Raw genomic sequence first — 4,899 nt, 5'->3', positions numbered from 1 at the left:
TCAGGCAGACGGTGGCGCCGCCGCCGCTGCCGCAGCTTTGCGCCTGCGCGAGGSTGCMTGCGCTYGCKCCRMAGGCRAGCAGCAGTGCKGGTATCAAGGTTCTCATGTTCTACCTTTCAAGGTTGAAAAGTGCTCGGCCGGTTGTCTCCTCCGGTCACGAGCGTTGTGAAAGATGCAGCTTCAATGCATGGCTACATCCCGACGACATCGATGGACTGCCGGAGGCAGTGCCAGCACCAGGTCCTGCGGGCCAGGCTGGGCTCAAAACGGCGCGGGCAGGATGGCCCGCGGCTGCTCGACGTGGTGTGGGCGTGCATGGCGACCGCCGCCGGTCGATCCGGGTGGTCCGAGGCTTGGCAGGTCGGCGTGAGCACCATGCGAGGATTGATTCGACGCCGAATCATTTCGGCGAAAAAATTGCAGCAGCGCCGCGAGGTCATCTTAATTCGGMCGACAACCGAACTAATTAGGGGAAACCCATCGGCGCCGCTGCACCTGCTTACAGCTTCAGGAGATCGTCAGCATCGCGCCGCGCGCAGGGGCGATCAAAGTCCGGCCGGGAAGGATCTCGACGGGCAGGACGATATTGCGCGGGCCCTCGTACATCTGTCCACTGCGCTGCGCCTCGATCAATTGCATGAGGACGTTGACCGCCTGACGACCCATTTCGAGCAGGGGCTGGCGCACGGTCGTCATGCGCAGGGTGCGGGCCAGCAAGGTATCGTCAAAGCCAGCGATCGAAATATCCCGAGGCACGCTCAGCCCTCGCGCCTCCAGCGCTTCCATGCAACCGAACGCGATGGCGTCGTTGCCACAGAAGATGGCCTCGGGCAACCGTTCACCGCGGTGGCCCTGCAGCCACGTCTCCATCGCCTGTCGGCCGCCCTGCACGGTGAACCAGGTACGGATCACATGGTCGGCAGCGACCTCTACGCCGGTTTCGGCATGCGCGCGCAAGAAGCCCTCGACACGGCGGTCCGCACCCTTGGTGTGCGGCGGCCCGCCCACGCACAGGATATGGCGATGGCCGAGTTCAAGCATGTGGCGCACGATGCCAAAGCCGCCCGCCTCGTCGTCCGCCTCGACGTTCACCTGGCCCTGCAGCTGCATGCCCGCATGGATCGTGACCAAGGGCGTATGGGGAGGCAGCCAGCTCGTGCTGTCATCTTCCAGATACGGCGCCAGCACGACCAGCCCATCGACGCGGCCGTCGCACAGCGCGGGGATGCGCTTGGGCGCTTCTTCCCAGCCGCTGAGCGGGAAGACGCATGTGGCCTGCTCGGCCTCCGTCGCGCCCCGCACAACGCCGTTGAACACCTCCAGGAAGTAGAGGTTGGGCTCCTCATTGGCAATGTTCGCGACGAAGCCGATGGCGTTGGCCCGCTGACGGCTGAGTGCGCGTGCCGTCGCGTTTGGCCGGTAGCGCAGGCGCTCCGCCGCCGCCAGCACCCGTTCGCGCGTCTCCATGGATACGCGCGTCGAGCCTTTGCCGGCGTTGAGCGCGCAGGAGGCCGCGACATCCGACACGCCAGCTTCTCGCGCGACGTCAGCGAGCGTGGGCAATCTGTGACGACGACTTTTCGTCGGCTGGGAAGGCTTGGGTGTCGAGGCGGACACTGACCGGCGGCGGGGTGAACGAGCGGCGCACTGTAGCACCGGGCCGTCCGCAAGCTCGGCGTCGCCACGGCTGGAAGTCGGCAGCAACCCGGTCCAGGACGCCCCTTCAACTTGCCCGCTTTCTTGGCAGGCGTCTTCCCGGCGACGCCAGCACGCGCGCTTGGACAGCACAATGTGAGCCTGGCGGTCACGCCCGCCACCCCGTCAACTCGCAACAATCTTCCCAGGACTGATGTCGATGATCTACGAACTGCGCGTCTATACGGCAATGCCTGGCCGGCTACCCGACGTTCTTGCAAGATTTCGCGATCACACCGTGGGCATCTGGAACCGGCTGGGAATTCGTCAACTCGGATATTGGACGACGGCAGTCGGACCTGACAGCAACGCGCTCACCTACATGCTTGTCTGGGAGAGCCTGGCCGATCGTGAGGTCAAGTGGAGCAAGTTTGTCGCCGATCCCGAATGGGTCGAGGTCAGAAAGGCGAGCGAGGCAGCAGGACCGATTGTTGCGAAGATGGACAACTCGTTCTTGGCGCCAACCTCTTTCTCGCCCGCGAAATAGTCTCCTCCGCGGCGGACGACACAGTGGGCTGGGACGCGGTATCAACGCCCAATGCCTCTTCAGTCTGGCCACCGCTTCAGGAACAGTTCAGCCGCAGGAAGGGAGCGCGATGCGCTCAAGCGTCGCTTCTGCCTGCGGCTTGGTCGTTGTCCWGCTGTAGTGCCGCAATCGCGTTGCGGCTTCCCCTCCAGCTCAGCGCATCACTATCAGCTGAACCCGCCGGTTCGTGCTGCGGCCTTCGCGGGTGCTGTTGTCGGCCAGGGGCGCAGATTCGCCGTAGCTGATCGTAGCCATGCGCGCCAGCGGCAAGCCGGCGCGAGACAGGTGCAGGCGCACGGCTTCGGCTCGCTTGAGGCCCAGTTGCTGGTTGATCGTGTCGCTGCCGGTCGCGTCGGTGTGGCCCTGGATTTCGATGAACACCGGCTGGTTGTCGGCCTTGAGCTTGGCGACGAGTTGATCGAGTTCCTGGCCAGCCTGCTCGGTGAGCTGGAAGCGGCCCGACTTGAATTTGACCTTGTCATCGGTCAGCACGGTGCTCATCAGCAGACCGGGCGGCTTGGGCAGGTTGTTGAAGGCCTGGGTTCGCGCTGCAGCCTCCTGCTGCAGAAGGGCCAGCATGCGTGCCTCGCTGCCCTGCAGCCGGCCATCCAGGGCCTTGAGGCCCTCGTCATGCGCCTGCACCCGGGTGCCGAGGCCGTCCACGCTGGTCTGCACCGGAGCGACTGTCTCTTTGACGAAATCCTTGGTGGCGCAAGCGCTCAGCAACATGACGCTGCTGGCGACGATCAGGGGCGAAAGTCTCGACATCGGTAGTCTCGTGGATAAGAAAGTGGTGCGAATGTAGGCAGTCCTTCACGGACGAACGTACCGAGCTGTGAGCAATCCTTGCGCCATTAACCGGACTGAACAAAGCCTTACCGTTCTGCGCTACGGGCACAGATCCATGTTGCGCAGGTGCTTGACCAGCAGCCCCCGCAGGGCACGCGAGCGGCCTGAGACTCAGCCCTGCACTGGCTCGCTGCGGTTGGCGCGCCAGCACAGGATCAGCTCTCGTGCCAGGGCAGGGAGTTCGCCCCGGCCGGCTCGCTTGGCGAAGCCGAAGCGCTCGCCAGCGTAGATGCGGTCATAGGCCATGCGTGACACATGCGCGGGCCAGCCCTGGGCGGCCATCAGCGCCGAGAAGCGCTCCAGCAGCTGCAGCTCGGCCTGCATCGGGCGTTCCTCGCAGGTCCACTGCTCCTCGATCACCAGCCGCACCGACCCCTCGGGGCAGCTGACGCGGCGTGGGCCGAAGCTGGGCAGCGGGAGCGAGCGGCGGTGGCGGCGGGATGTCATGGCCGCGAAGATAGAACCGCCGCACCTCAAACCCGTGCCGAAAAACACCGCTTCTTCGGCTTTCGACGGGCGCCAGTCGATGGGCGGCGCAAAAGGTGTGGGCTTGGTCACGGCCTGYGACAAGCATGCACTCAGCGGATCGCCGACACCCAGCGTTCGAAGCGCGGCGCCATCCGCCAGCCGTCCTCGCCCAGCCAGTCCGCCGCCACGATGACGTGATGGGCCCGACCGATCAGCTTCTCGCGTGGCACCGTGCCGATGAAGCGCGAGTCCTCACTGTTGTCGCGGTTGTCGCCGAGCAGGAAATACTGCCCTGCCGGCACGGTGAGCTCGGCGAAGTTGCGCCGCGCGCTGAGGGCCGGCAGGAACTGGACAGCATGGGGCCGGCCGTCAAGGTCCTCGGTGGCGCGCACCGCGTCAACGACCCAGCCGGGCGCCACCGCCTCGCCATGAGACTGGTTGCCGCTGTAGCTCAGCGGCGTTCCATTGAGGATCAGCACGTCGTCGCGCATCTCGACGCGATCGCCCGGCAGGCCGACGATGCGCTTGATCAGCCGCGTGCCGCCGGCCGGCGAACTCAGCGTGACGACATCGCCGCGCTGGGGCTCACCCAGCGGCAGCAGCACGACGTCGGTCAGCGGCAGCTTGAGGTCATAGGCCAGGCGGTTGACGAGCACGACATCGCCTTCCAGCAGCGTCGGCCGCATCGAGCCCGAGGGGATGGGGTTCCAATCGGCCACCGCGGTGCGGAACAGCGCGAAGCTGAGCAGGAAGAGGATGAAGCCGCGGTTGTCGCGGAGGGTGCGTCGGAGGTTCATGACGGCCATGCTCGGGCCGATCTCCTGGCTTCGACCCGGCTGGCGGGCGAATGGCCGGCTGAAGTGGGCGAATGGCAGCGGCGCTGCGCGAATGGCGGGCGCGGCAGGCACGAGCGTGGCCGGGCGCGTCGATGGAAATCTGCCGATTCCGCGGCCCGATGCCTTCGGCCGCCCGCCGGCGGCGCCCTGACGTCAGGCCGGCGGATCCTTGGCCCGGGTGCGGGACACGGCCATCATGATGCCGACACCGGCGACGATGAGACAGGCGATGGCGACATAGGTGGCGGCCAGGCCGGCCGTGATCAGGGCCCAGGCCAAGCCGCCCAGCAGCACGGCCAGGCCAACGATATAGAGCAGGAAGGACATAGCGGCTCCTGTCAGGGATGGAGCGGCGCCCCATCTCGTCAGTGCACTTTAGTGAGGCGGCCCGTCGCGGATGGTCGGACGCCGTTGAAGCTGCCGGTAGGTGGCCTCCTACCGCGGCGCGGTTCTCGCTGCGCAAGCTCGGGCGCGGGGATAGCGAGAATCCGCCTCATGACCATCCAATCCCCCAGCGTCTACATC

7 protein-coding genes are annotated in these 4,899 nt (G+C 66.1%); 2 read left to right on the top strand and 5 right to left on the bottom strand.

Features of this window, described 5'->3' with window-relative positions; genetic code table 11:
- Positions 1-507 precede the first annotated feature (507 nt).
- Entirely contained in the window at positions 508-1,617 is a 1,110-nt protein-coding gene (locus AC1DU6_RS20065) for a LacI family DNA-binding transcriptional regulator (RefSeq protein ID WP_457322977.1), read from the bottom strand.
- Positions 1,618-1,855: 238 nt separating this feature from the next.
- On the opposite strand from AC1DU6_RS20065, the gene AC1DU6_RS20060 reads away from it, so the two are divergent.
- On the top strand, positions 1,856-2,182 hold the full coding sequence (locus tag AC1DU6_RS20060) for an NIPSNAP family protein (RefSeq protein WP_457322976.1): 327 nt from the start codon (positions 1,856-1,858) through the stop codon (positions 2,180-2,182).
- Between the two features lie 192 nt (positions 2,183-2,374).
- Here AC1DU6_RS20060 and AC1DU6_RS20055 read toward each other — a convergent pair whose 3' ends face one another.
- The 3 genes from AC1DU6_RS20055 to lepB all read right to left on the bottom strand — a co-directional run bounded on the left by AC1DU6_RS20055 (position 2,375) and on the right by lepB (position 4,335).
- Positions 2,375-2,989: an OmpA family protein gene (locus AC1DU6_RS20055; RefSeq protein WP_457322975.1), complete on the bottom strand. Its 615-nt coding sequence runs from the start codon at positions 2,987-2,989 to the stop codon at positions 2,375-2,377.
- A 192-nt stretch (positions 2,990-3,181) separates the two neighbouring features.
- Positions 3,182-3,517: a hypothetical protein gene (locus AC1DU6_RS20050; RefSeq protein ID WP_157281263.1), complete on the bottom strand. Its 336-nt coding sequence runs from the start codon at positions 3,515-3,517 to the stop codon at positions 3,182-3,184.
- Positions 3,518-3,648: 131 nt separating this feature from the next.
- Positions 3,649-4,335 (bottom strand): signal peptidase I, encoded by a 687-nt coding sequence (lepB, locus tag AC1DU6_RS20045; protein WP_157281260.1) that lies wholly within the window; start codon positions 4,333-4,335, stop codon positions 3,649-3,651.
- On the opposite strand from lepB, the gene AC1DU6_RS20040 reads away from it, so the two are divergent.
- Entirely contained in the window at positions 4,334-4,525 is a 192-nt protein-coding gene (locus tag AC1DU6_RS20040) for a hypothetical protein (RefSeq protein WP_457322973.1), read from the top strand. The two genes, lepB and AC1DU6_RS20040, sit on opposite strands and share 2 nt — an antisense overlap.
- A gap of 2 nt (positions 4,526-4,527) precedes the next feature.
- On the opposite strand, the gene AC1DU6_RS20035 is transcribed toward AC1DU6_RS20040, so the two are convergent.
- Complete coding sequence (locus AC1DU6_RS20035) at positions 4,528-4,701, bottom strand: hypothetical protein (RefSeq protein WP_056194453.1); 174 nt, start codon at positions 4,699-4,701, stop codon at positions 4,528-4,530.
- Positions 4,702-4,899 lie beyond the last annotated feature (198 nt).

The sequence above is a fragment of the Roseateles sp. P5_B10 genome (assembly GCF_056400485.1).
This window is presented reverse-complemented; position numbering and strand designations above follow the sequence as displayed.

What these genes read in the sequence shown, in the direction of transcription:
- AC1DU6_RS20055 (WP_457322975.1), bottom strand. Translation starts at nt 2,989, where the DNA reads ATGTCGAGACTTTCGCCCCTGATCGTCGCCAGCAGCGTCATGTTGCTG.
- AC1DU6_RS20060 (WP_457322976.1), top strand. Translation starts at nt 1,856, where the DNA reads ATGATCTACGAACTGCGCGTCTATACGGCAATGCCTGGCCGGCTACCC.
- lepB (WP_157281260.1), bottom strand. Translation starts at nt 4,335, where the DNA reads ATGAACCTCCGACGCACCCTCCGCGACAACCGCGGCTTCATCCTCTTC.
- AC1DU6_RS20035 (WP_056194453.1), bottom strand. Translation starts at nt 4,701, where the DNA reads ATGTCCTTCCTGCTCTATATCGTTGGCCTGGCCGTGCTGCTGGGCGGC.
- AC1DU6_RS20050 (WP_157281263.1), bottom strand. Translation starts at nt 3,517, where the DNA reads ATGACATCCCGCCGCCACCGCCGCTCGCTCCCGCTGCCCAGCTTCGGC.
- AC1DU6_RS20040 (WP_457322973.1), top strand. Translation starts at nt 4,334, where the DNA reads ATGACGGCCATGCTCGGGCCGATCTCCTGGCTTCGACCCGGCTGGCGG.